Consider the following 20,863-nt stretch of genomic DNA (forward strand, 5'->3'; position numbering starts at 1 on the left):
TGAGGATTCCCTGTGTCTGACATCCCCCGAAATTCCGCGACGAGGCGCAGAAAAAAGCCATTCACCTCCTTCTTAGCGGTTGTCATGGTGGCCGGTTTGGCATCGACAGTTCCAGCTTCGGCGTTGTCCTATAACGATCGCCCGGATGTGAACCTCGAGGAGTCGGTGGCGGGTAGCGACGCGGTCCAGGCTGCGATTTCCACGGACAGTGCGGTGGCTGACGCCGCAGTCAGCACCTTGGACCAGCCAGCTTGGCCCGAGGCTGAAACGGTCGTCTTCGGCGAAGCAGCGGAATCCCATGCCCTGAGTGCGGCCGGCGAGGGCGGCCCTGTCCTTGTAGAGGGTGTCAGCGGTGAGGAATTCGAGCAGTGGGTATCGCCCCTGCCCGATGTGGCAGAACCGGATGACGTGGCCAGCGAGCGCCGTGCGCCAGCTGAGCCCGAGAGCGAGATACCTCAGCCGGAACAGGAAAGCACCGGTGAGGAGAACTCTGAGCCGGAGGTAGAGAGGCCATCGCCCCAGCCTGAGCCGGAGATAACCCCCCTGCCCGAGGATGAGGCGGAAGAGCCCGAACCTGAGTCGAGCGAGGCAGAGGACCAACCAGCAGGACCGGTAACCTCGGCTCAGGTCGAGGTTCTGGATCGTGCCGCGGCCACCGAGTTGGGTCTGTCCGGTCTGGCCCTGCGTGTGACGCGTCTGGACGAGGTCGAGGAGTCGGGGCCGGTACGTGTCGAGGTCGACTACTCGGGTTTCGCTTCCGCCTATGGCGCGGACTACGGGTCCCGGCTGCAATTGGTTGCGCTCACCGAGTGCGAAGACCCAGAGAGCACGGGCTGCTGGAGCACCCACGAGCTGGACGCGCACAACGACCCCGGCGCCCAGACGCTCACAGCGCTGGCACCAGCCACCACAGGCGGAACCCTCCTGGCCGCCGTAGCCTCGGGGTCTGGCGAAGAAGGAACCGGCGACTACGGCGCCACCCCCTTGAACTCGTCCTCCACTTGGAACATCGGGGTCCAAACCGGTGACTTCTCCTGGAGTTACCCCATGGAAACGCCCCAGGTCGCGGGTGGTCTCCAACCCCAGATCAGTCTCGGATACTCCTCCCAGTCGGTGGACGGCCGTACCTCGGACACCAACAACCAAACTTCCTGGATCGGCGAGGGGTTCGACTACCACCCCGGTTACATCGAGCGCCAGTACAAACTCTGTCAGGACGATGGCGACCAGATCCCCGACCTGTGCTGGTCCCGGCACAACGCCACCCTGAACCTGGGTGGGCGTGCCACCGAGCTGCTCTATGTCGACGGGGACTGGGTGCCCAAGAACGATGATGGCTCCAAGATTGAACGCCTGACTGGGGCCACCAACGGCGACAACGACGGTGAGCACTGGAAGGTCACCACGACCGACGGTACCCAGTACTACTTCGGCCTCAACCGCCTACCCGGCCATTCCTCGGGAGACGAGGAGACCAACTCGGCCTGGACCGTCCCGGTTTTTGGCAACGACTCCGGTGAACCCTGCCACAAGTCCAACCTGGACGACGCCTGGTGCGACCAGGCCTGGCGCTGGAATCTGGACTACGTCGTTGACCTGCACGGCAATGCTCTGGCTCACTACTACCAGGCCGAGAACAACAACTACGGCCTCAACTTCAGCTCCGATCCCGTTGAGTATGACCGCGGCGGTTACCTCAAGCGCACCGCCTACGGACTGCGTGACAATAACGCGCAGGCCACCGCCCCGGCCCAGGTCGTCTACTCCGTGGGTGAACGATGCGTCGATGAAGACTTCGGCTGCAAGGCGGCAGACCGCAAGGAATCCAACGCCAAGTACTGGCCCGACACCCCCTTGGACCAAGAATGTGACGACGACTGTGCGGGTCAGCACAACGCGACGTTCTGGACCACCAAGAAACTGAACAAGATCACCACCCAGCTCCACGACGGCGACGGCTACGTCACCGTGGACAGCTGGGAGCTGAAGCACTCCTTCCCCGCACCCGGAGACGGCACCGACCCGGCCCTGTGGCTGGACTCCATCACCCACACCGGACACACCGGAGACGGGACCGAGTCCATGCCAGCAGTCACCTTCGCTGGCACCCCCATGCCCAACCGCATCGACTCCACCACCGACGGCCTGGCGCCGATGAACAAATGGCGCATCACCGCCGTCTACACCGAGACCGGCGGACAAGTCGACATCTCCTACGCCGAACCCGCCTGCGACCCCGCAAGCCTGCCGGCCGCCCACACCAACACCGAAGCCTGCTTTCCTGTCATCCGCACCCACCGAGGCGGCGCCGACGACATCACCGACTGGTTCGCCAAGTACGTAGTCACCGAATTGGTCGAGGTCGACCTGGTCGGCGGGCAGCCCGATGTGATCACCAGCTACGACTACGTAGGCGATGGAGCCTGGCGCTACATGGACGCCGACGGATTCGTCAGAGAGGACCGACGCACCTGGTCCCAGTGGCGCGGCTTCGACAGGGTCATCGTACGCAAGGGCCACCCGGACGAGGTCAGAACCGAAACCGAGTACCTGTTCTACCAGGGCATGGACGGCGATCACCTGCTCTCAGGGAAACGTTCGGTGAGCGTGAGCGACTCCACCGGCACGAGCGTCACGGATGACGAGGTCTTCAACGGCCAGACCCGTGAAGTCATCGCTCGCGATGGTGTAGACGGCGAAGTGGTCTCCAAGGCCATCACCACCCCGTGGAAGCGCAAGACCGCGGAGCGCACTTTCAGCTGGGGCACGGTCGAAGCCCACATGCTGAGCACCAAGCAGACCGACGCCTACACCGCACTCCAAGACGGCTCCTTCCGCCAAACCCGCACCGTCAACACTTTCGACGAGTTCGGGATGGTCACCTCTGTCCACGACCAGGGCGATGTCACCGACGACACCGATGACCAGTGCACCACCACCACGTTCGCGCGCAACACAGGGCTGCACCTACTAGACCTGGTCGCTCGGACCCGCACAGTGGCGGTCGCATGCGGTGAACAAACTTCAGTGGCTGAGGGCACGATCGCCGACACCAGGTTCGTCTACGACGGCAAGAACTACGGTCAGGCGCCCACCCGCGGGTTGGTGAGCCAGACCGAACGACTGGCCGAGCACGAGGGGGAAACCAGCGAATACCAGGTGGTTTCCACATCGGCCTTCGACTCCTTCGGCCGTCCCCTCGAGACCACCGACGCGCAGGGCCACACCACGACGATCGAATACTCGGACGTAGTGGCAGGTGGTGCCCCCAAGAGCGTCGTGACCACGAACCCCCTGGGCCACGAGCAGACCATAAGCATGGACCACCGGTCCAAGCCGCTCGCCATCATCGATGCGGAAGGCAACAAGACGGAGGTCGCCTATGACTCCCTGGGGCGCATAACCGACGTGTGGCTCGCTGACCGCACCGGCGCCGCCAGCATGTCACCGTCCATGAGCTTCGAATACAACATCACCAAGAACGCGCCCAGCAGTGTGGTGAGTCGCGTCCTGGGGCCGGATGGAGACTACGTCACCGGGATCCAGATCCTCGACGGCTTTCTGCGTGAACGCCAGACACAGAATCCCGCGCCCGGCGGCGGTCGTGTGCTGACGGACGTGTTCTACGATTCCCGTGGCAACGCGGTGATCGAGCGTGAACCGTACTTCAACGAGCAAGAACCAGGCCAGGTGCTCTTCGTGGTCAACAACCACGACGAGATCCCACGCTGGGCCCGCACACACTTCGACGGTTCCGGACGGGCCACCGATATCGTCTCGATGTCCCGCGGGGTCGAACAGTGGAGCACCAGCATCGAACACCAAGGTGACAGGACACTGGTGACCGAGCCCGAGGGAGGGGTTGGTAGCACCAGCATCACCGACGCCCGAGGGAGACTGGTCGAACGCAGGGATCACCACGGCCCCGAGCCCGAGCAGGGCCCCGGAGTTCTCGCGGTTTAGATCCATACAGGCCGAGTTCGTCTGATGCCGTGTAGGTCGAGGACTTTGTCCTTGCCTGTGTGGGCTCTGCGCCCGGACTGTGTGTTCTTCCACCCCGCGGCGCTCAGCGCCTGGCGGACGATGTCGGTCAAGCAACCCAACACGACCGGGGCCGCCCCGGTGCGGGTGCGCCGGGCGTCTTCGTTGAAGGTCACGTCCCGCACGTAGTGCACCCGGTTCTCCACCGTCCAATGACCGCGAGCGTGGGCCGCCAGTTCCGCGGGCGAGACCTGGTGGGCGTCCAGGTCGGTGACGGCGAAGACCACCTCGCGGCTGCCCTGGGCCTTGCCGTGCTCGCGGCGGTGGCGCTCGATGCGCACCACCTGTCGGGCCCCGGGAAAGGCCAGGCCCGTCACGGCGGTGACCTTCACCGACCGGTGTTCTTCGCGTCCGTGGGCGTGGGTGGGGCCCTGACTGTGGGCCACCGGTATCTGTGACCAGGGCAGAGTGGACAGCTGGGAGTGCAGCCTGGGCCGGTTGCCCTTGACATAGATCAGGTAGTGGGCGCCGCGCTCAAGGAGGTAGGTGGCGTGGTCGGCCACGGTGTGCAGGGCATCGGCGGTGATGATCGCGCCCAGGAGCTCGGTGTCGTGGAGTTGGTCGAGCAGGGCGGTGAAGGCGCTGGTCTCACCCTTCTTGTTGCCCAGCTGGGTGCAGGCGGCCACGGCGGCGTCGTGGTGGCGGGCGGCGTGCAAGGACATCGAGATCGAAGCGCGGCCCTTGCGCGGTCGGGCGCCGCGCTGGGTCTTGCCGTCCACGGCGTAGGCGGTGTGGCGTAGCCGTGGGGGTGGCATCTGGCATTGGCGGGTGCGGTGGGACCGGCGGTGTTCGCGTTCGGGTGCCCCGCCGGGGGTGCGGGCCGCACTGTGGGGTGTGGGTGGTGGGCCGGTGCGGGTGTCCAGGGTGGCCAGGCCGGCCCGGGCGAGTTGGGCGGGGTCCAGGCGGGCGAGCACCTCGCGCAGGGTGCGCTCGTCGGGGATGTGAATCCGCCCTGTGAAAGGGCAGACGGGAAGCCCCAGGCGCAGGAGGATGGGTGGGGGTGCGTTGTGAGCCCATTCGGTGATGGCTGTGGTGGTGTTGTGGCCGGTGGTGGTCAGAGCGCACACGCTCAGGGCGAGCAAGGCGGTCAGGGGGTAGCGGCGGCCGCGTGGGTGGCGGGGGTCGTCGATGGTGGCCAGGTGGTCCATCAGGTCCGGGGTGAGCGGTTCGGCGGGATCGGTTGTGAGAACGCCTTGGGAGCGAGATGATGACACAGCGGGTGCGGAGCCTTGCGGATAGTGGTGTCTCGACAACTCCATGATCCTTCAGGCCCGTGCCCGTTTTTGCATGTCAGAACCCGGTTATGTCCTCACAGGCGGTGTAGATCCGGCGTTCGTTACTTCCCCGACAAACCGCGAGAACTCCGGGGCCCTGCGAGCCCGAGGGCGACTACGACTCCATCCTGTACACGTACACACCTCGCGGACAGCTGGAGACGTTGACTGACCCGGGCGGCAGCTCCTGGGCCTACGCCTACGACCTTCTCGGGCGCCAGATCGAGGCGGACGACCCCGACGCTGGCAAGAGCACCACGAGCTATGACGAGCTGGACCGACCGGTCCTGACCACGGACGCACGCGGTGAGGCGCTCCACATCACCTACGACGAACTGGGCCGTCGAACAGAACTGCGTCAAGACGATGACCAGGGTGAACTGCGAGCTGAATGGATCTATGACACCGTTGCCGTCGGTCAGCTCAGCAAAGCCATTCGCTATGAGAATGCCCAGCCCTATGCCACCGAGGTGATGAGCTACAACAAGCTCAACCAGCCCCTGACGCAGAGAATCCATATCCCCGGGGTGGAAGGTGAGCTCGCGGGAAGCTACCAGTTCACCACGCTCTACAACCCGGACGGTAGTGTCGACGGGATGAGTCTGCCAGCTGCCGGGAACCTTCCCGCGGAAGCGCTCTCCTTCGGTTACGACAAGCTCGGAAACCCCTCAACGCTCGTGGGCCGCGACAGGATGGTCAGCGAGACGATCTACTCCAAGGTGGGAAACCTGGTCCAGATCGAGTTCGGTCGACGCCCGCTGGGGTCCGCGAAGACCTGGGTGACCAAGGACTACGACGAGAAGACCAACCGGCTGAACATGACCAGCCTTGTGCACAGCACGGGTGAGGGTTCTCTGTCGACCCAGTGGTATGACTTCGACGACGCGGGCAACATGCTGCGCTTCGCGGACGAGCCCACCGACGCGTCGATCGCTCCGGATGTGCAGTGCTTCGAATACGACTACCTGCGCCGCATGACCCAGGTTTGGACCCCGAACACCACCGGTGCGGAAGCTTGCTCCGGGGAACCAGTCATCACCGAACTCGGTGGGGCGGCCCCCTACTGGCACGAGTACACCTACGACGAGATTGGTAACCGTGTCCAGGAGACCTATCACACTCCCGCCGGGCAGGTTGAGCGTTCCTACTCCACTCCAGAAGACGGGCAAGGGCCGGATCACGGCATCGCCGAAGTACGACAGAGCGGTGTGTCAGGGAACATGTCCTACACCTACTCCTACGACGAGGCGGGTAACACGACCACCCGTAATCTCGCTGGTCAGATCCAGAACCTGGAGTGGGGCCCTGAAGGTGAGCTGAGCAAGGTCACCGAAGGCACGAAGGAGACCGAGTATCTCTACGACGCCCGGGGCGAACGCTTGCTGCGTAGGAACGACGAGGGCACGACGCTCTACCTACCGGCGATGGAGGTCACCTGGGACGCGTCGGAGGGTAGGGAAGAGGCGACCCGCTACTACACGCACGCCGGTGAGACCGTAGCGATCCGCGAGAACGACGGAACCCTCTCCTGGATGTTCTCCGATCACCACGGAACCGGGCAGATTCTCGTGGACGCCGCTTCAGGAAACACGGTCCAGCGCAGGATGACAGTCTTCGGCGAAGAGCGCGGGACCACAGCGTCCTGGGGTGGCGAGCGCGGGTTCGTCAACGGCACCATCGACGCGTCCACGGGTCTGACACAACTGGGCGCTCGTGCATACGATGAATCCCTGGGGCGGTTCATCTCAGTGGATCCGCTGATGGGAGAAACTGACTCCCAACACATGCACGGGTACTCCTACGCCAAGAACAATCCAGCCAGTTATGTTGATGCGGATGGGCTCAAGCCGAACCCTTGTGCCTGCAAGCCAAGCCCGGGTTTCCTGAGTAACCTCGGTAACCCGAATATTGGCAAGGGTAAGGGCAAGAGTAAGGGTAGCTTGAAAAGCGGGCTCTCCAACTTTTCGCCGAATCGCGGGGGCGGCGGTTCTGGTGGCGGAGGTGGCTGGAGCGGCGGTGGAGGTGGCTGGAGTGGTGGCGGAGGTTGGAGCGGTGGCTCGGGTGGAGGCTGGGGCGGTTGGGGTGTCTCGGCAGGGCACCGCGGCCCAGCGGCCCCGCCTCCGCCTCCGCCGTACGTTGAGATCGACTACGTCGACCCAGAAGAAGTGGCTCTGGGGGTGGCCAGTCATGACGGGCAGCCTGGATTTCTTGCGGTGCCACCCATGACTTCATGGGATTGGCCAACCATCACCATGGTGCTCACTACCATTATCGGAGCAATTATCTGTTCGACGGCAGCGTTCGTGTTCTGCGTCGGATTCGGTCTGATATCGATTTTTATTAACATGGCGGTGGAAATCCATGTGTATGGAGAAATCAGAAATCCCCACTATTTCTTCATTGATATGATTGCAATTTTGCTGGGGTTCGCGGTTGTTGGCACTCTGGTTCGCGGAGGCAAGCATCTGTTCAAGGGGCCGACCTTCAGGCATATGGAACGCCATGCGCCGGGGAATCGGTGGCGGCCGATTGGGGATATCGATTGGAAAAACACGGCCTGGGGTGTCGGTGTTAACTTCGCAACCTGGCTGTACTTGTGGATCTGGGGGACTACTACGAAAGAGGTTCTCGGGCCGCGTCCGTGCAACGCTAATTCGCGAAGTCAAGCGGCAGATTGTATGTAGTGGGTTATGGTTAGAGAAATGAAAAGTATCCGGAACGTCCCATCGGCGGCTGCACTTGCCTTGATGGGTTTGGTATGCGCCGCCCTTTCGATCTGGATTCAGCTCATGCTGGCTGGTCACGGGGGGCCGATCGCGCAGATTGCTAGTATTGCCGGTATTTCTGCGCTTGCTTCCTGGATTTTTTACAAGTTGGTCTCCTGTTGCCAGATCGACGTCGAAGAGGGTTGCTTTATTGTGCGGGGCGTGTTTGTCGATACCGTCATTCCCTTTTCAGATATTGATTCGGTTTTCGCGGATGATGGCTTGTTTTTTCTGCTGAACTCGGGGCAGAGGGTGAACTCATCGGGATTTTCCTCATCTGCACTGGGTGCCATGAATGGTTACAGGGGGCACGAAAAAGCTTTTCGGGATATCAAGAGGGAGATTGAGAGGTGGGGGGCTGGGCGGTCCAGTACTTCTCCGGTATTGAGGAGGCAGGTGAGGCTAGACTTGGTTGTCATGCTGGTCTGCCTTGGGTTCTATGTGTCCCTATTTCTTGTTCTGCTTTTCTCTTTTTACTAACTTGGTGTAACTGTTCAGGTGTACTGCTGAAGGCTCAGGCGGTCTCGGGAGGCTCATTGAGGTTTTCTCAGTGATTTCTATTTCCATGCGTTGTTGAGGACCAGGGCTGCTTGAGCGATGTCTCCGATCCTGCTCGGGCTCAGCGTGACGTGCTTCAGTGCCCGCCAGCGCTGCTTCAGCTCGGCAGCGGCTCGTTCGCCCAGGGCGCGGGTGCTGCGTGGGAGCCGGTTACGGGAGGTTATCGCTGGTCATCGGGCTGGGGATGTCGGAGTGGGGGCGCATGCAGGTCGAACTCTTGGATCGGCGCAGGTGGCGGACCCGGATGGAGTTGGCCAACGCGATCTTTGAGTACCTGGAGATCTTCCACAACCGTCAACGCCGGCACTCGGCGATCGGCTGGCTGGCACCCGTAGAGTTTGAGAACAAGAAATCGAGCACCGTGGCCTGAGAATCCAGAAACACGGCTCCACCAAACTCAGGACATGCCATCCAGCAGCAGCCGTGCCAGGACCGCTCCGGTGACCACGGGGGACAGCAGGAGTGCGGAGGCGACGGCCTGAGCCGCGACGGCGGAGCGAAGGGGCCAGCGCACGGGGGACAACAGCTCTCTGACAGCTGCCCAGGGCGCTCGGGGCTTAACCCCGGATCTTGGACACGCTGAACCCGACAGGTGTCGGGAGGAAGCGAGAATCAGGGCATGGCCCGCAAGACCTACTCCGAGGAGTTCCGCCGACAGGCGGTCGACCTCTACCTGCACACCCCGGGCGCCACCTTCAAGGCGATCGCTTCAGACCTGGGCATCTCCCGGGGCACCCTGCAGAACTGGGTCTACGCCCAGCACCCGCCACGCCCCAGGCGCCCCAGCCAAGAGCGAGAGTGCCTCAGCCAGGATCGCCCGTCTGGAGGCCGCCCTGGCCGCCGAACAGGCCGAACGCCAAAAGCTCGAGACCGAACGCGACATCCTGCGCCAGGCGGCCAAGTATTTCGCCGGGGAGACGAACTGGTGAACCGCTTCCAGTTCGTCGCCGACCACCGACACACCTTCGAGGTGAAGCGGTTGTGCGAGGTCATCGGCCTGGCCCGATCCTCCTTCTACGCCTGGCTCAAGGCCACACCCGCCCGGGCGGCCCGCCGGGTGGCGGACCTGGCCCCAGCCGAGCGGATCCGCACCCTGCAGGACCCCGACCAAGGCGGCGATGCCGCCTACGGGGCGCCCAGGATCACCGCCGACCTCAACGAGGGAGCAGCCGAGGATGCACGGATCAACCACAAGAAGGTCGCCCGCCTGATGCCCGAGCACGACCTGGCCGGGATCCGGCTTCGCCGACGGGTGCGCACCACCACCTCCGACCAGTCCGAGCGCAAGCACCCCGACCTGCTGGGCCGAGACTTCACCGCCCACAACATCGGCGAGAAGCACGTCGGGGACATCACCTACCTGCCACTCGCGGACGGGCGCAACCTCTACCTGGCCACGGTCATCGACCTGTGCTCACGCAAGCTCGCCGGGTGGGCGCTGGCCGACCATATGCGTACTGACCTGGTCATCGACGCTCTGCGGGCGGCCTCCCGCGAGAGAGGGAGCCTGGACGGGGCGGTGTTCCACTCCGACCACGGGTCGGTCTACACCTCCAGGGCCTACCGGCAGGTGTGTGCTGAGCCGGGGGTGGTCCAGTCGATGGGGGCGATCGGGTTGAGCGCGGACAACGCAGCCGCGGAGAGCTTCAACGCCACGCTCAAACGCGAGACCCTCGCCGGGGAGGCCGTGTACGCAAACGAGGCGGTGTTGCGGCGCACGGTGTTCCGGTGGGCCCACCGCTACAACACCCGTCGTCGTCACTCACACTGCGGGAATGTGTCTCCGAACGACTTCGAGGCCTCCAGAGCGTCTACGATGGCGATCGCGGCGTAATCAACCACCCCCGTGTCCAACATCCGGGGTTAAGCCCCCTCCTTGGCGACCGGTTGATCTGGCTCTGCTGTCCACGGTCAGCCCGCCCTGCGAGTCAGGGGGAGGCTAGAGTGAAAATGAAAACTGTTTTCATCATGCGATTTACATTATGCGCGTAACTTCAATCCTGCAACCGGTCGTCGGTCGGCATCGAGGGCCGCCTTGTCACCGGGCCCGCCGTACCGGTGCCTCCGGTGGAAGCCCGGGTACGGCGGCCGAGGTGGCAGGTCAGGCGTGCTGGTGGTGGGCGTGCATGCCCCGCACGTCCCACTCGGGGAAGGGGTCGGCCAGATGTTCCCAGGGGGTGTGGAACTCGTCGTCGGTCAGCAGACAGGAGTCCAGTGCCGACTTCAGCGCCTCATGGCGCAGTTCCGTGCCGATGAACACCAGTTCCTGCCGGGGTTCCACGGTCTCGCTGCCTTCGAGGTCCTCGGGGGAGTAGCCGAGGGCGAGGCCGTCGGCGGGGTCCCAGACTCCGGCGGGTTCGAACCGCGCCACCGGTCCGGCCTGGGACCACAGGCCGGTCATCCTCGGCCGGGTGGCCAGCCAGAAGAACCCCTTGGTGCGCAGGATCGTGCCGAAGTCACTCTTTTCGAAACCCGAGGAGAGCAGGTCCCAGAGCCGCTGCGGGTGGAAGGGGCGTTCCGCCCGGAACACCAGGCTGGAGATCCCGTACTCCTCGGTCTCGGGCACGTGGTCGCCGTTGAGCTCGTTCACCCACCCGGGCGCGCGCGAGGCCCGCTCCAGATCGAAGCGGTCGGCGCCGACGAGTTCGACCGGGTCCACCCGACCGTGTTCGATCCGCAGGACGCGCGCCAGGGGGTTGAGGCGGCGCACGGCGGCCTCCACGTGGTCGGCCTGCTCCGGCGTGACCAGATCGATCTTGTTGACCAGGATGAGGTCGGCGAACTCCACTTGGTCGACCAGCAGGTCGCTGACGGTGCGTTCGTCGTCCTCGTAGGCGTCCAGGCCGCGTTCGACCAGGTCGTCCCCGGCGCCGAGCTCGCTCAGGAACCCGGCGGCGTCGACCACCGAGACCATGGTGTCCAGACGCGCCCCCTGGAGCAGGGGGTTCCCGTCCGCGTCCGGGACGGCGAAGGTGGCCGCGACGGGCATGGGTTCGGAGATGCCGCTGGACTCGATGATCAGGTGGTCGAAGCGGCCCTGGCGGGCGAGCTCGGCGACCTCCTCCAGCAGGTCGTCGCGCAGGGTGCAGCAGATGCATCCGTTGGTCATCTCCACCAGGCGCTCGTCGGTCCGGGTCAGGTGGCCTTCACCCCTGACCAGGTCGGCGTCGATGTTGATCTCGCTCATGTCGTTGACGATCACCGCCACCCGCAGGCCGTCCAGGCGGTGCAGCAGGTGGTTGAGCAGGGTGGTCTTGCCCGCACCCAGGAAACCGGAGAGTACGGTCACCGGGAGTGCGGGCGCGTCAGCGGGTGTGGTGGCGGATGCGCCGGTAGGCGTGCTCGTGGAGGTGGACATCTCTACTTCTCTTCTCGGAGGGCCTTGAACAGGCCTGCTTCGGGCGGGCCGTGCGGGACGACGCTCAGGCCGTGCGGTGTGGCTTCGGCGCGCAGGGTCTGTTCGTTGACCGTCCACCAGTCGTAGTGGACCTCGTCACGGCTGATGAGGCGGTCGCCTTCGTGGACCTCGTAGGTCATGTGCCAGGACAGCTGTTCGGTACCGGCCGGTTCCGCCCCGGCCCAGCCGACGTAGGAGCGCTCCCCGACGCGGAGTTCGGACATCCTGGTGCGCTCGACGTGCTCCGGTTCGACCGGTGCGGGGAGGTTGAGCAGGGCGAACGCTCCCGGAGCGAGGCGGGTCGCCAGGTCCTCCCAGAGCCGGTCCCGCTCGTGCGGGCTGAAGTGGCCGATGAGGTTGGCCGCCACCAGGCCGCCGATCCGCTCGGGGAGGCGGGCCGAGAGCAGGTCGTCACCGTCCACGGTCACCCGGGGCCGCAGGTCCGGATCCTCGAAGACCCGTGACAGCAGTACCGACCGCAGGGGAAGCGACGGTTCGATCGCCAGGACGGGTGTTTTCGGGAGGGTTCGGGCGATGAGCCGTGTGCCCAGGCCGCCGCCGGCACCGGCGTCGACCACCGGTCCGGCGTCGGTCGGCAGTTCCCGCAGGGCGTCGGCGACCGTCGCCGCGTGGTGTTCCCACCACCCGGCGATCATCAGGTCGATGAACTGGCCGGAGCGGTCGTAGGGGTCGTCGTATCCAGTCAATGCGTGTCTCCTCGGTGGAACTCGGCACTCGGTGAGCGGTCGGGGCGGGTGCTCATCCGTCCGGTCGGTGTTCGTGGGCGAAGAACGGCTGGAAGGGGTCATCGGGCGGCGGGCCGGCCGCCTCCCACTCCCGTTCCTCGGCCGGGTCGAGAAGACAGGAGTCCAGGAGGGGGAAGAGGTGGTCGGTGTCCAGACCCAGGCCGGTGAAGGCCAGGTGCTGGCACCGGTCACCGGTGCCGGGGCGCCAGTCGAAGGCGGTGGCGGGAGGCCGGAAACCGGTCACGAGGTGGCGGGTTCGCGCCGGAAGCGCTGCCGTCCACGGCCCGCCGGGTTCCAGGGACAGCGAGGTGCCGTTGGCCTCCCACACGACCATGGTGTCGGGCCGTCCGGCCAGCCACAGGCGTCCTCGGCTGCGCAGGCTGGTGGCGGTCATCTCGTCCAGGACCTCGAAGAACCGGCCCGGGTGCAGCGGCTGGAACCGGCGCCAGACGGCGGTCTGTGCGGCTCCGTCCCCCGTCGGGTCCGACGGTGGCGGGGGAGGGAAGGCGGGCAGGACGCGGTGCAGCGCCGCCGCGAAGTCGAAGCTGCCGTGAAACAGCGTCCGCGGGTGTTCTCCGGTGGTGTCGGAGACAACGGTGGCCTCCGGGTTCAGGTGGGTGACCAGGGACCGGCACACACGGACCTGGGCGGCGGGTGCCGCATTCCTGACCACGGCCACGTGGTCGGAGAGGTCGATCTGCCGCAGCAGCACGTCGCCCAGGGTGCGCGGATCGCTTGCGGAGTCGGCCAGCCCGGCGGAGAAGGCCGTCTCGCCGCCCAGCAGGTCGGGGACGAGCAGCTGGGCGTCGACCGCCGTGACCACGGCGCAGAGGTGGAGTTCGGGGTGGCGCTCCAGGAGCGTTTCCACCGCCGTGTGCGGCTCGACATCTGCGGGGGCGTCGAACACCTGGTGGAGGGAACGGGAACCGGGAGGGTGCGGGTTCTGTCCCGGAAATCCCCGCGGAGTCTGAGGCGCTCCGGCTTCGAGGCGGTGCGGTTCCGTACCCGGTACCGCTTCCGCCAGGGATCGCACGAGGCGTCGTCGGGCGCCCTCATGGGTGCCCAGGACGAGCACGGCGCGGGGCCGACGGTCACCGTTCACGGGCCTACCTCCGGATTCTCGGCGGGGGATTTGGTCACCGGTGTTCCTTGAAGACGGGTGTGACCAGTGGTTACGTTGTTACTGTTCGCGCAATCAGTGAGCTCGGCACGCACCTGGGGGAGAACATGGCGACCGCACATCTGACCCACGAGGGCCACACGCATCAGCACGGCGAGGGCTGCGGGCACGTTTCGGTGCCCCACCAGGGCCACGTGGACTACGTGCACGACGGGCACCTTCACCGCGTCCACGACGACCACTGGGACGAGTGCCCCACCGAAGGGCACGCCGTACACGAGGACCACACGCACGCACACGGTGAGGGCTGCGGGCACGTGGCCGTGCCGCACGAGGGCCACGTGGACTACGTGCACGACGGGCACCTTCACCGCAAGCACGACGACCACTGGGACGAGCACTCGGCGTAACGGCCGACGGCGGTCCCGTGCTGATCGTCGCGGGCGGTCGAGTTCATTTTTCTGAGAACTCGGCGAAGGGGTCGTTGTGGAATTCCTGGCCTGCCTCTGCCTCGGTGACCAGGCATGAATCCAGCAGAGTCAGTAGGGCTCCGGTGTCCATGCCGACCCCGGTGAAGGCCAGGTGCTGGCGGCGGTCGCCCACCACCGGGTCCCAGTCCAGGAGGGCGGAGGACCGTCGGGTCTGGGAGACCAGGTCCATGGCCGCGTCGGGGAGCGCGGCCATCCAGGGTCCGCCGTTCTCCACCATGAGCAGGTCCTGGTGGGAGTCCCACACCAGGAGGGTGTCGGGCTGGCTGGCCAGCCAGAACCTGCCCCTGCCGCGCAGACTCATGGCGACGATCTCCTCCAGCGCCTCGGCGAGCCGCTCGGGGTGCATCGGCCGGGTCCTGGTCCAGGTCACCGTCCGCACGCCCTGTTCCTCGGCGTGGTCCGTGTACTGCGCCCATGCCGGGTTGACGCGGGCGTGAGCTGACTCGGGTTCGAAACGCCCGTCGAGGAAGCCCTGGAGGCCCGATCCGGAACGGACGATCACGGCCGTGGGGTTGAGCTGACCGAGCAGGGACCGTGCGTGGCTGTCGGCTCCCGAACCGTGCAGGACGATCGCGTTCGGGTACTCCAGCTGCCGGTTGAGGACTTCGGCGACCGTGCGGGAGTCGTCCTGGGCGATGTCCAGTTCGCGGTCGCTCAGATCGTCGTTACTACCCAGGTCCGCGGTCAGATGGGCGAGATCGACGGCCGTGGCGACGGTGGCCAGGCGCAGCTCGTCCTGCGCGGCGATGTTCTCGGCGATCAGTCGGGGTTCCACCCCGTCCCAGGACTCCACCACGCACAGGTCGTGTCGGCCGGCGTCCGCGGTGCGCAGGAGGAAGGGGATGAGGTCCTCGCGCAGAGTGCAGGAGGCACAGGCGTGGTCGAGGTGCACCTGCTCGCTCTCCGCGGGACCTGAGCGGTCGCGCACCACACGATGGACCGCTCCGTCGCCGATGTCCTCCATGTCGTGATGCACGCTGATGGAACGCGGAACCGCGGCCAGCAGGTCGTTCACGGCCTGACGCCGCGCGGCCGCGTGCAGACCGGCGACCAGTGCGATGCGCATCGGATGCTCCTCTCCAAGGTGTCTTCTCGACATTGAAAATGAAAATCGTTCCCACACCTTACATGGCCCTGTCGGTCGCTGGCGCACTCCGGGCGGGATGGCTAGGGGCATGTTACGGTACTGATAATCATTTTCATCTACCCGAGACGTGTCCCCCCAGGAGTTCTCCTCGTGTACGTAGGGCGATGCCAACGCCGAGTCGGCCCCTTGTCGCCGGTGACCCCACACCGAGTAGTCGGCTGACATGGCCAACACACCCAAGTACGACGATGCCGTGCTCAGGGTTCTGGGCCGTGGTTCCCGCTTTCGCAGCTGTCGGGAGATCCTTCGGGATCTGGACCGGTCGGACCCCTCCGCCTCCGGCCCGCCGAGCCTGTCCACCATCTACCGCACGGTCCACCGGATGTCCCAGGAGGGAGTACTGGACACGATCCAGTCTCCTGAGGGGGAGCGCCTCTACCGGCGGTGCAGGACGCCCGTCCGCCACTACCACCTGTTCTGCCGGGTCTGCGGTGAGGTGGAGGAGATCGACCAGGTCGCCGAAATCATGGAAGTCGTGGAGAAGATCCAGGGCATGAGTGATTTCGATCAGGTCGACCACACCTTCGAGCTGACCGGTGTCTGTCCGCGCTGTCTGTCGGCTGCCCGCGGCTGAACTCCTTGGGGCGGCGGGTGGGCGCCCGCCTGGGTGGTGAATCCGGCCTCCCGCGTCCAGCGCGGCTCGGGTCGGACGGTCGCCTCCCGGGGCCAGTGCCTGCGGCTCCGGGAGGTGGGCGGTCCGCACCCGGAGCAGGTTGTCCAGCAGTCCGTCCTCCCGGAGGTCCTGTTCGCGGTGGCGGCGGGTCGGCCTCTCCGGTTGCCGCGGCGGGTCCTGTGGCATCGATCCCTCCGATCGATCCCTCCGGATGCCGCGGGGTTCGGGGTCGCCCCGGTGCTTCCGCCGGTGCTATACATGGACATGTCGAGAATGAAAACGGTTTTCATTATTGATTGTCGGATTCAAGGTGACCCCAGGGGGTGCGCGGCTCAGTGACGAACGAAGCCGGTCCGGTGACCGAGACCGTTCGCGAGCGGGTGGCCGAAGTACTCGGAACCAGGGGATTCACCGACACCGACGACCTCTTCGAGCACGGACCCGACTCGCTCGGCGTCATCCGGCTCTCGGGCGCCTGGCGGGACAACGGCTTCGACGTCACCTTCGAGGACATCTCCGCCATTCCCACGGTCGCGGACTGGAGTGCACCGCTGCGCCAAGCGCGCACGGACCCCCTCCGAACCGGCCCGGCGACCGTCCGACACCAGGACGAGGGGGAGCCGTTTCCGCTGGCGACCACGCAGCGCCCCCTCCACCTCTCCCCCCGACGGCAACAGGCGGTCCCAGCCCTGGTCAACCGGGTCGACCCCGCCCTGGCCCACAACTCAGGGGACTGGCCCAACACCCCCTGACCGATCACGTTCGAGCCGCGCGCACGCGAACCCACACCTTCCCTTTCGCGGAGGACACGATTCCAGCCATCGACCGCTACTCAACGGACACCGAGCTCTTCGCCCCCGTCGGCCACCGCCACACAGCCACCGGCACACCCGTGCCGCGCTCGGCCCCGGCCGACCGCCTGCCCGGCGGCGGGCACGAGGCCGCCCCGGAGATCGGGGTGCTGGTCACATGAACCGGACACAGACCGCACCCGCCGCTGAGGCCCGGCAGAAGGCACCCGAGCAGTCGCCCTCGCCGTTGCAGACCCTGCTCCGACCCATCAAGGGTCGGGTCCGGACCGCGGTGGTGCTCCAGGGGCTCGCCTCGGCGCTGGGGCTCGTCCCGCTGATCTGCCTGGTCGAACTGGCCCGCGTGCTGCTCGCCGACGGCGTGGTCGACACCTCCTGCGTGTGGCTTCTCGTCGGCATCGCCGTGGGCGCGTCGGTCGCCGCGCTGGCCGCGGGCACGGCCTCCACCCTGGTCGGCCACCTGGCCGACAACGACATGCAGCTGTCGGTCCGCCGCGCCCTGGCTCACCGCATGTCCCGGGTACCTCTGGGCTGGTTCACCGGCCGCGGGTCGGGCCGGGTCAAGAAAGCCGTGCACGACGACATCGAGGACGTCCACTCCCTGGTCGCGCACACCCTGCCCGACCTGGCCTCGGTCGTCACCGTGCCGCTGGTCGCCCTGGTCTACCTGTTCACCGTGGACTGGCGGCTGGCCCTGGTCTCGGTCCTGCTGGTGGCGGCGGGGATCTTCCTGTTCTCCCGGGCCATGGCCGGGGGCATGGCGAAGATGGCCCAGTACGCCGAGGCGATGAACCGGATCAACTCCTCCGCCGTGGAGTTCGTGGACGGCATCCAGGTGGTCAAGCACTTCGGCGGCCACCGGCGCGCCCACGCGCGCTTCACCCGCGCCGCCGACGACTTCGCCGACTTCTTCCTGAACTGGTCGCGCAGCACCACCCCGGTGACGGTCGGATCCTTCCTGCTGCTGTCGGCGCCCATGGCCACCGTGGTCACCGTGCTCGCGGGGATGGGCTTCGCCCTCGCCGGGTGGACCGAACCGGTTTCGATCGTGGCCTTCGCCCTGCTGGCACCGGCCCTGTGCGCGCCGATGAACGTCATCGGCTCCCGGGTCCAGCAGACCCAGGCCGCCGGGGCCGCGGCCGGGCGGGTGACCGCCCTGCTCGACACCCCGACCCTGCACCAGGGTGAGGAACCACCGCCGCTGGAACCCCGCGTGGTCTTCGACGGCGTGTCCTTCTCCTACACCGATGAAGGGACGGCGGGGGAGAGCCCCCGGGCCTTGGCCGAGGTGGACCTGGTCCTGGAACCGGGCACCGTGACCGCCCTCGTCGGTCCCTCGGGAGCAGGGAAGAGCACCCTGGCCGCCCTGCTCGCCCGCTTCCACGACGCCGACGCCGGAGCGATCACCGTCGGCGGGGTCGACATCCGCGAGATCGCCGACCCCTACCGCAGCGTCGGCTTCGTCCTCCAGGACGTCCGCCTGCTCGGGGAGACGGTCGCCGACAACATCGCCCTGGGGCGCCCCGGTGCCACCCGCGAGGAGATCGAGACCGCCGCACGCGCGGCACAGATCGCCGACCGGATCGAGACCCTGCCGCGGGGCTACGACTCCGTGATCGGTGAGGACGCCGACCTGTCCGGCGGCGAGGCCCAGCGCGTCTCCATCGCCCGCGCCCTGCTGGCCGACACCCCGGTCCTGGTCCTGGACGAGGCCACCGCGGCCGTGGACCCGGTCTCCGAGGCCGCCATCCAGGACGCGCTCAGCGAACTCGCCCGTGGCCGCACGGTCCTCGTGGTGGCCCACCGCCTGACCACCGTCACCGGCGCGGACCGGATCGCGGTCATGGATGAGGGCCGGGTGGTGGAGACCGGAACCCACGCCGAACTGCTGGCGAGGGGCGGCCGTTACGCCGAACTCTGGCGGGCCCAGGCACACCAACGAGCCCAGGCACACCACCGAGACGAACCGGGAGCAGACCAGTGATCCGCGCTTTCCTCAGGGCCCTGGGTCCGGAACAGGCCGGTCCCGTGAAGAGGAGCCTGGCCCTGACCACCGCCGTCTCGGCGCTGCAGGGGGTGGTCTTCGCCCTGCTGGTGCCCGTGCTGACCGAACTCCTCCGGGAAGGGCCCCGGGCCGCCCTGGGCTGGGCGGCGGCCCTCGCCCTGGCCACCCTGGTCTACGCCCTACTGCGCACCCTGAGCCTCTTCGTCAACTTCCGGGTCGGCGGGGCGATCTCCCGCGGCCTGCACCACCGCATCGGGGAACACCTGGTCCAACTGCCCCTGGGCTGGTTCACCGGGAACCGGGTCGGCGAGCTCAACCGGGTCGTCACCGACGGGGTCTCACGCAGCACCCACGTGCCCGTGCACATCTACCCGCCGCTGGCCGACGCGCTGGTCACCCCCGTCGTGGCGGTGGCGGTGCTGTTCGTCTGGGACTGGCGGATCGCCCTGGCGGCCGCGGCCTGCCTGCCCGTGGTGTGGATGGTCTTCACTCTGTCCAACGACGCGGTGGGCCGCAACGACGCCGCCCGGGACGTGGTTTCGGACGAGGCCGCCTCCCGGGTGCTGGAGTACGCCAGGTCCCAGCCGGTGCTGCGAGCCTTCGGCCGCACCGCACAGGGCGGTCAGAGCCTGGACCGGGCCCTGACCGCCGAGCACGGGGCCGCGCGCCGCCTGCTGCTGCGCGTCGTCCCGGTGATGCTGGCCTACTCCTTCGCGGTCCGGTTGATGTTCGCGCTGATCATGGTGTGCGGGGTCGTGTTCGTCCTGGACGGCGGACTCGACCCCGCCCTGGCCGTGGCCCTGCTGGTACTGGTCGCCCGTTTCACCCACCCCCTGGCCACGGCGGCCGACCAGGGCGCCGCCCTGCGCATGGCCACCAACCAGCTCGACCGGATCAACGCGGTCCTGGACTCCCGCCCCCTCCCCGAACCGGAGTCGCCGGTCCTGCCGCAGGGCGCGGTCGTGGAGTTCGACGGCGTCACCTTCTCCTACGACCGCAAGGACGACGCCCCGGCACTGGACGGGGCCACCCTGCGCGCCGAACCCGGAACCCTCACCGCCCTGATCGGCCCCTCCGGGTCCGGCAAGACCACGGTGGCCCGCCTGCTGGCCCGCTTCCACGACGCCGACCGCGGGCAGGTCCGCCTCGGCGGGGCCGACGTCCGTGACATCGGCAGCGAGGAACTCTCCCGGCACGTGGCCCTGGTCTTCCAGGACGTGTACCTCTTCGACGCCACCATCGCTGAGAACCTGCGCCTGGCCGCCCCCGACGCCACCGGGGAACAACTCGACCGGGCGGCCGCGCTGTCCGGGCTCGACACGGTCCTGGCCGACCTGCCCGAGGGTTGGAACACCAGGGTCGGGGAAGGCGGAACCGCGCTGTCCGGCGGCCAGAAACAGCGGGTCTCCATCGCCCGGGCCCTGCTCAAGGACGCGCCGGTCATCGTCCTGGACGAGGCCTCCTCGGCCCTGGACACCGAGAACGAGGCGCTGGTGACGGGTACGGCCGTCGAACTCGCCCGCGAGCGGACCGTGCTGGTCATCGCCCACCGCCCCGCCACGGTGGCCGCCGCCGACCAGGTCGTCTTCCTGGAAGCGGGCCGCGTCGTGGAGTCCGGTGCCCCGGACGAACTCCTCGAACGGGGAGGGCGGCACGCCGATTTCGTCCGGAGCCGCGAACGCGCCCGCGGCTGGCGCCTGACCGCTTCGGACGTCACGCCCCCTCCCGTCTCCACCGCCACGGAAGGCCACGAGAACGACCCGGCCCGTGCCTGAATCCTCCGGCGAACCCGCCCAGGCCTGCCTGGTGCCGTGCACCTCGGGCGCCGTCACCGCCCACGAACCCTCCTGACCCGCCTTCCCCCGGGGCAGGAGACCTCTTCCGGGACCGTGCCGAC

The 20,863-nt window shown here is 67.0% G+C and carries 15 protein-coding genes; 10 read left to right on the top strand and 5 right to left on the bottom strand.

The genetic code is table 11. The features are described from left to right. The first annotated feature begins 12 nt into the window (after nt 1-12). A complete protein-coding gene (locus NE857_RS14375; RefSeq protein WP_254421444.1) occupies nt 13-3,963 on the top strand; it encodes a hypothetical protein in 3,951 nt (1,316 codons plus the stop codon). Here NE857_RS14375 and NE857_RS14380 read toward each other — a convergent pair. Next, the gene (locus tag NE857_RS14380) at nt 3,960-5,189 is read right to left on the bottom strand and encodes an ISAs1 family transposase (RefSeq protein WP_184371513.1); all 1,230 of its coding nucleotides are present in this window, start codon (nt 5,187-5,189) and stop codon (nt 3,960-3,962) included. The genes NE857_RS14375 and NE857_RS14380 overlap by 4 nt on opposite strands. Nucleotides 5,190-5,479: 290 nt before the next feature. On the opposite strand from NE857_RS14380, the gene NE857_RS14385 reads away from it, so the two are divergent. The 4 genes from NE857_RS14385 to NE857_RS14405 all read left to right on the top strand — a co-directional run bounded on the left by NE857_RS14385 (nt 5,480) and on the right by NE857_RS14405 (nt 10,472). Beyond that, nucleotides 5,480-7,999 (top strand): RHS repeat domain-containing protein, encoded by a 2,520-nt coding sequence (locus NE857_RS14385; RefSeq protein ID WP_254421445.1) that lies wholly within the window; start codon nt 5,480-5,482, stop codon nt 7,997-7,999. A gap of 18 nt (nt 8,000-8,017) precedes the next feature. Next, nucleotides 8,018-8,560, top strand: a complete 543-nt coding sequence (locus tag NE857_RS14390) for a hypothetical protein (RefSeq protein ID WP_254421446.1) — start codon at nt 8,018-8,020, stop codon at nt 8,558-8,560. Between the two features lie 280 nt (nt 8,561-8,840). Then, nucleotides 8,841-9,008: an IS3 family transposase gene (locus tag NE857_RS14400; RefSeq protein ID WP_425572125.1), complete on the top strand. Its 168-nt coding sequence runs from the start codon at nt 8,841-8,843 to the stop codon at nt 9,006-9,008. A gap of 249 nt (nt 9,009-9,257) precedes the next feature. Next, a complete protein-coding gene (locus tag NE857_RS14405) occupies nt 9,258-10,472 on the top strand; it encodes an IS3 family transposase (protein ID WP_254421447.1) in 1,215 nt (404 codons plus the stop codon). Nucleotides 10,473-10,739: 267 nt separating this feature from the next. On the opposite strand, the gene NE857_RS14410 is transcribed toward NE857_RS14405, so the two are convergent. From NE857_RS14410 to NE857_RS14420, 3 genes are read right to left on the bottom strand one after another with little or no spacing between them, the layout of a single operon-like run. Then, nucleotides 10,740-11,996: a GTP-binding protein gene (locus NE857_RS14410; protein WP_254421448.1), complete on the bottom strand. Its 1,257-nt coding sequence runs from the start codon at nt 11,994-11,996 to the stop codon at nt 10,740-10,742. A gap of 2 nt (nt 11,997-11,998) precedes the next feature. Beyond that, nucleotides 11,999-12,742 (bottom strand): class I SAM-dependent methyltransferase, encoded by a 744-nt coding sequence (locus NE857_RS14415; protein WP_254421449.1) that lies wholly within the window; start codon nt 12,740-12,742, stop codon nt 11,999-12,001. A 52-nt stretch (nt 12,743-12,794) separates the two neighbouring features. Then, nucleotides 12,795-13,688, bottom strand: a complete 894-nt coding sequence (locus NE857_RS14420) for a GTP-binding protein (protein WP_254421450.1) — start codon at nt 13,686-13,688, stop codon at nt 12,795-12,797. Between the two features lie 320 nt (nt 13,689-14,008). On the opposite strand from NE857_RS14420, the gene NE857_RS14425 reads away from it, so the two are divergent. Then, a complete protein-coding gene (locus NE857_RS14425) occupies nt 14,009-14,311 on the top strand; it encodes a threonine dehydratase (protein ID WP_254421451.1) in 303 nt (100 codons plus the stop codon). 43 nt (nt 14,312-14,354) lie between these two features. Here NE857_RS14425 and NE857_RS14430 read toward each other — a convergent pair whose 3' ends face one another. Continuing rightward, nucleotides 14,355-15,458: a CobW family GTP-binding protein gene (locus NE857_RS14430; RefSeq protein ID WP_254421452.1), complete on the bottom strand. Its 1,104-nt coding sequence runs from the start codon at nt 15,456-15,458 to the stop codon at nt 14,355-14,357. Nucleotides 15,459-15,702: 244 nt separating this feature from the next. Here NE857_RS14430 and NE857_RS14435 point away from each other — a divergent pair, with 244 nt between their 5' ends. From NE857_RS14435 to NE857_RS14450, 4 genes are all read left to right on the top strand, one after another. Next, the gene (locus tag NE857_RS14435; protein ID WP_254421453.1) at nt 15,703-16,113 is read left to right on the top strand and encodes a Fur family transcriptional regulator; all 411 of its coding nucleotides are present in this window, start codon (nt 15,703-15,705) and stop codon (nt 16,111-16,113) included. Nucleotides 16,114-16,508: 395 nt separating this feature from the next. Beyond that, nucleotides 16,509-16,904, top strand: coding sequence for a phosphopantetheine-binding protein (locus NE857_RS14440; protein ID WP_254421454.1), 396 nt, complete (start codon nt 16,509-16,511; stop codon nt 16,902-16,904). Between the two features lie 217 nt (nt 16,905-17,121). Further along, on the top strand, nt 17,122-18,945 hold the full coding sequence (locus NE857_RS14445; protein ID WP_254421455.1) for an ABC transporter ATP-binding protein: 1,824 nt from the start codon (nt 17,122-17,124) through the stop codon (nt 18,943-18,945). Nucleotides 18,946-18,989: 44 nt separating this feature from the next. After that, nucleotides 18,990-20,741 carry an ABC transporter ATP-binding protein gene (locus tag NE857_RS14450; protein WP_254421456.1) on the top strand — a complete coding sequence of 584 codons (1,752 nt, stop codon included), beginning with the start codon at nt 18,990-18,992 and terminating at the stop codon, nt 20,739-20,741. Nucleotides 20,742-20,863: the final 122 nt, after the last annotated feature.

Origin of the sequence: Nocardiopsis exhalans, assembly GCF_024134545.1 — a bacterium.
GTDB classification, from domain to species: Bacteria; Actinomycetota; Actinomycetes; order Streptosporangiales; family Streptosporangiaceae; genus Nocardiopsis; species Nocardiopsis exhalans.

Coding starts and splice junctions, on each gene's coding strand:
- NE857_RS14390 (WP_254421446.1), top strand. CDS start 8,018: ATGAAAAGTATCCGGAACGTCCCATCGGCGGCTGCACTTGCCTTGATG.
- NE857_RS14425 (WP_254421451.1), top strand. CDS start 14,009: ATGGCGACCGCACATCTGACCCACGAGGGCCACACGCATCAGCACGGC.
- NE857_RS14410 (WP_254421448.1), bottom strand. CDS start 11,996: ATGTCCACCTCCACGAGCACGCCTACCGGCGCATCCGCCACCACACCC.
- NE857_RS14435 (WP_254421453.1), top strand. CDS start 15,703: ATGGCCAACACACCCAAGTACGACGATGCCGTGCTCAGGGTTCTGGGC.
- NE857_RS14380 (WP_184371513.1), bottom strand. CDS start 5,189: ATGGACCACCTGGCCACCATCGACGACCCCCGCCACCCACGCGGCCGC.
- NE857_RS14445 (WP_254421455.1), top strand. CDS start 17,122: ATGAACCGGACACAGACCGCACCCGCCGCTGAGGCCCGGCAGAAGGCA.
- NE857_RS14405 (WP_254421447.1), top strand. CDS start 9,258: ATGGCCCGCAAGACCTACTCCGAGGAGTTCCGCCGACAGGCGGTCGAC.
- NE857_RS14430 (WP_254421452.1), bottom strand. CDS start 15,458: ATGCGCATCGCACTGGTCGCCGGTCTGCACGCGGCCGCGCGGCGTCAG.
- NE857_RS14400 (WP_425572125.1), top strand. CDS start 8,841: ATGCAGGTCGAACTCTTGGATCGGCGCAGGTGGCGGACCCGGATGGAG.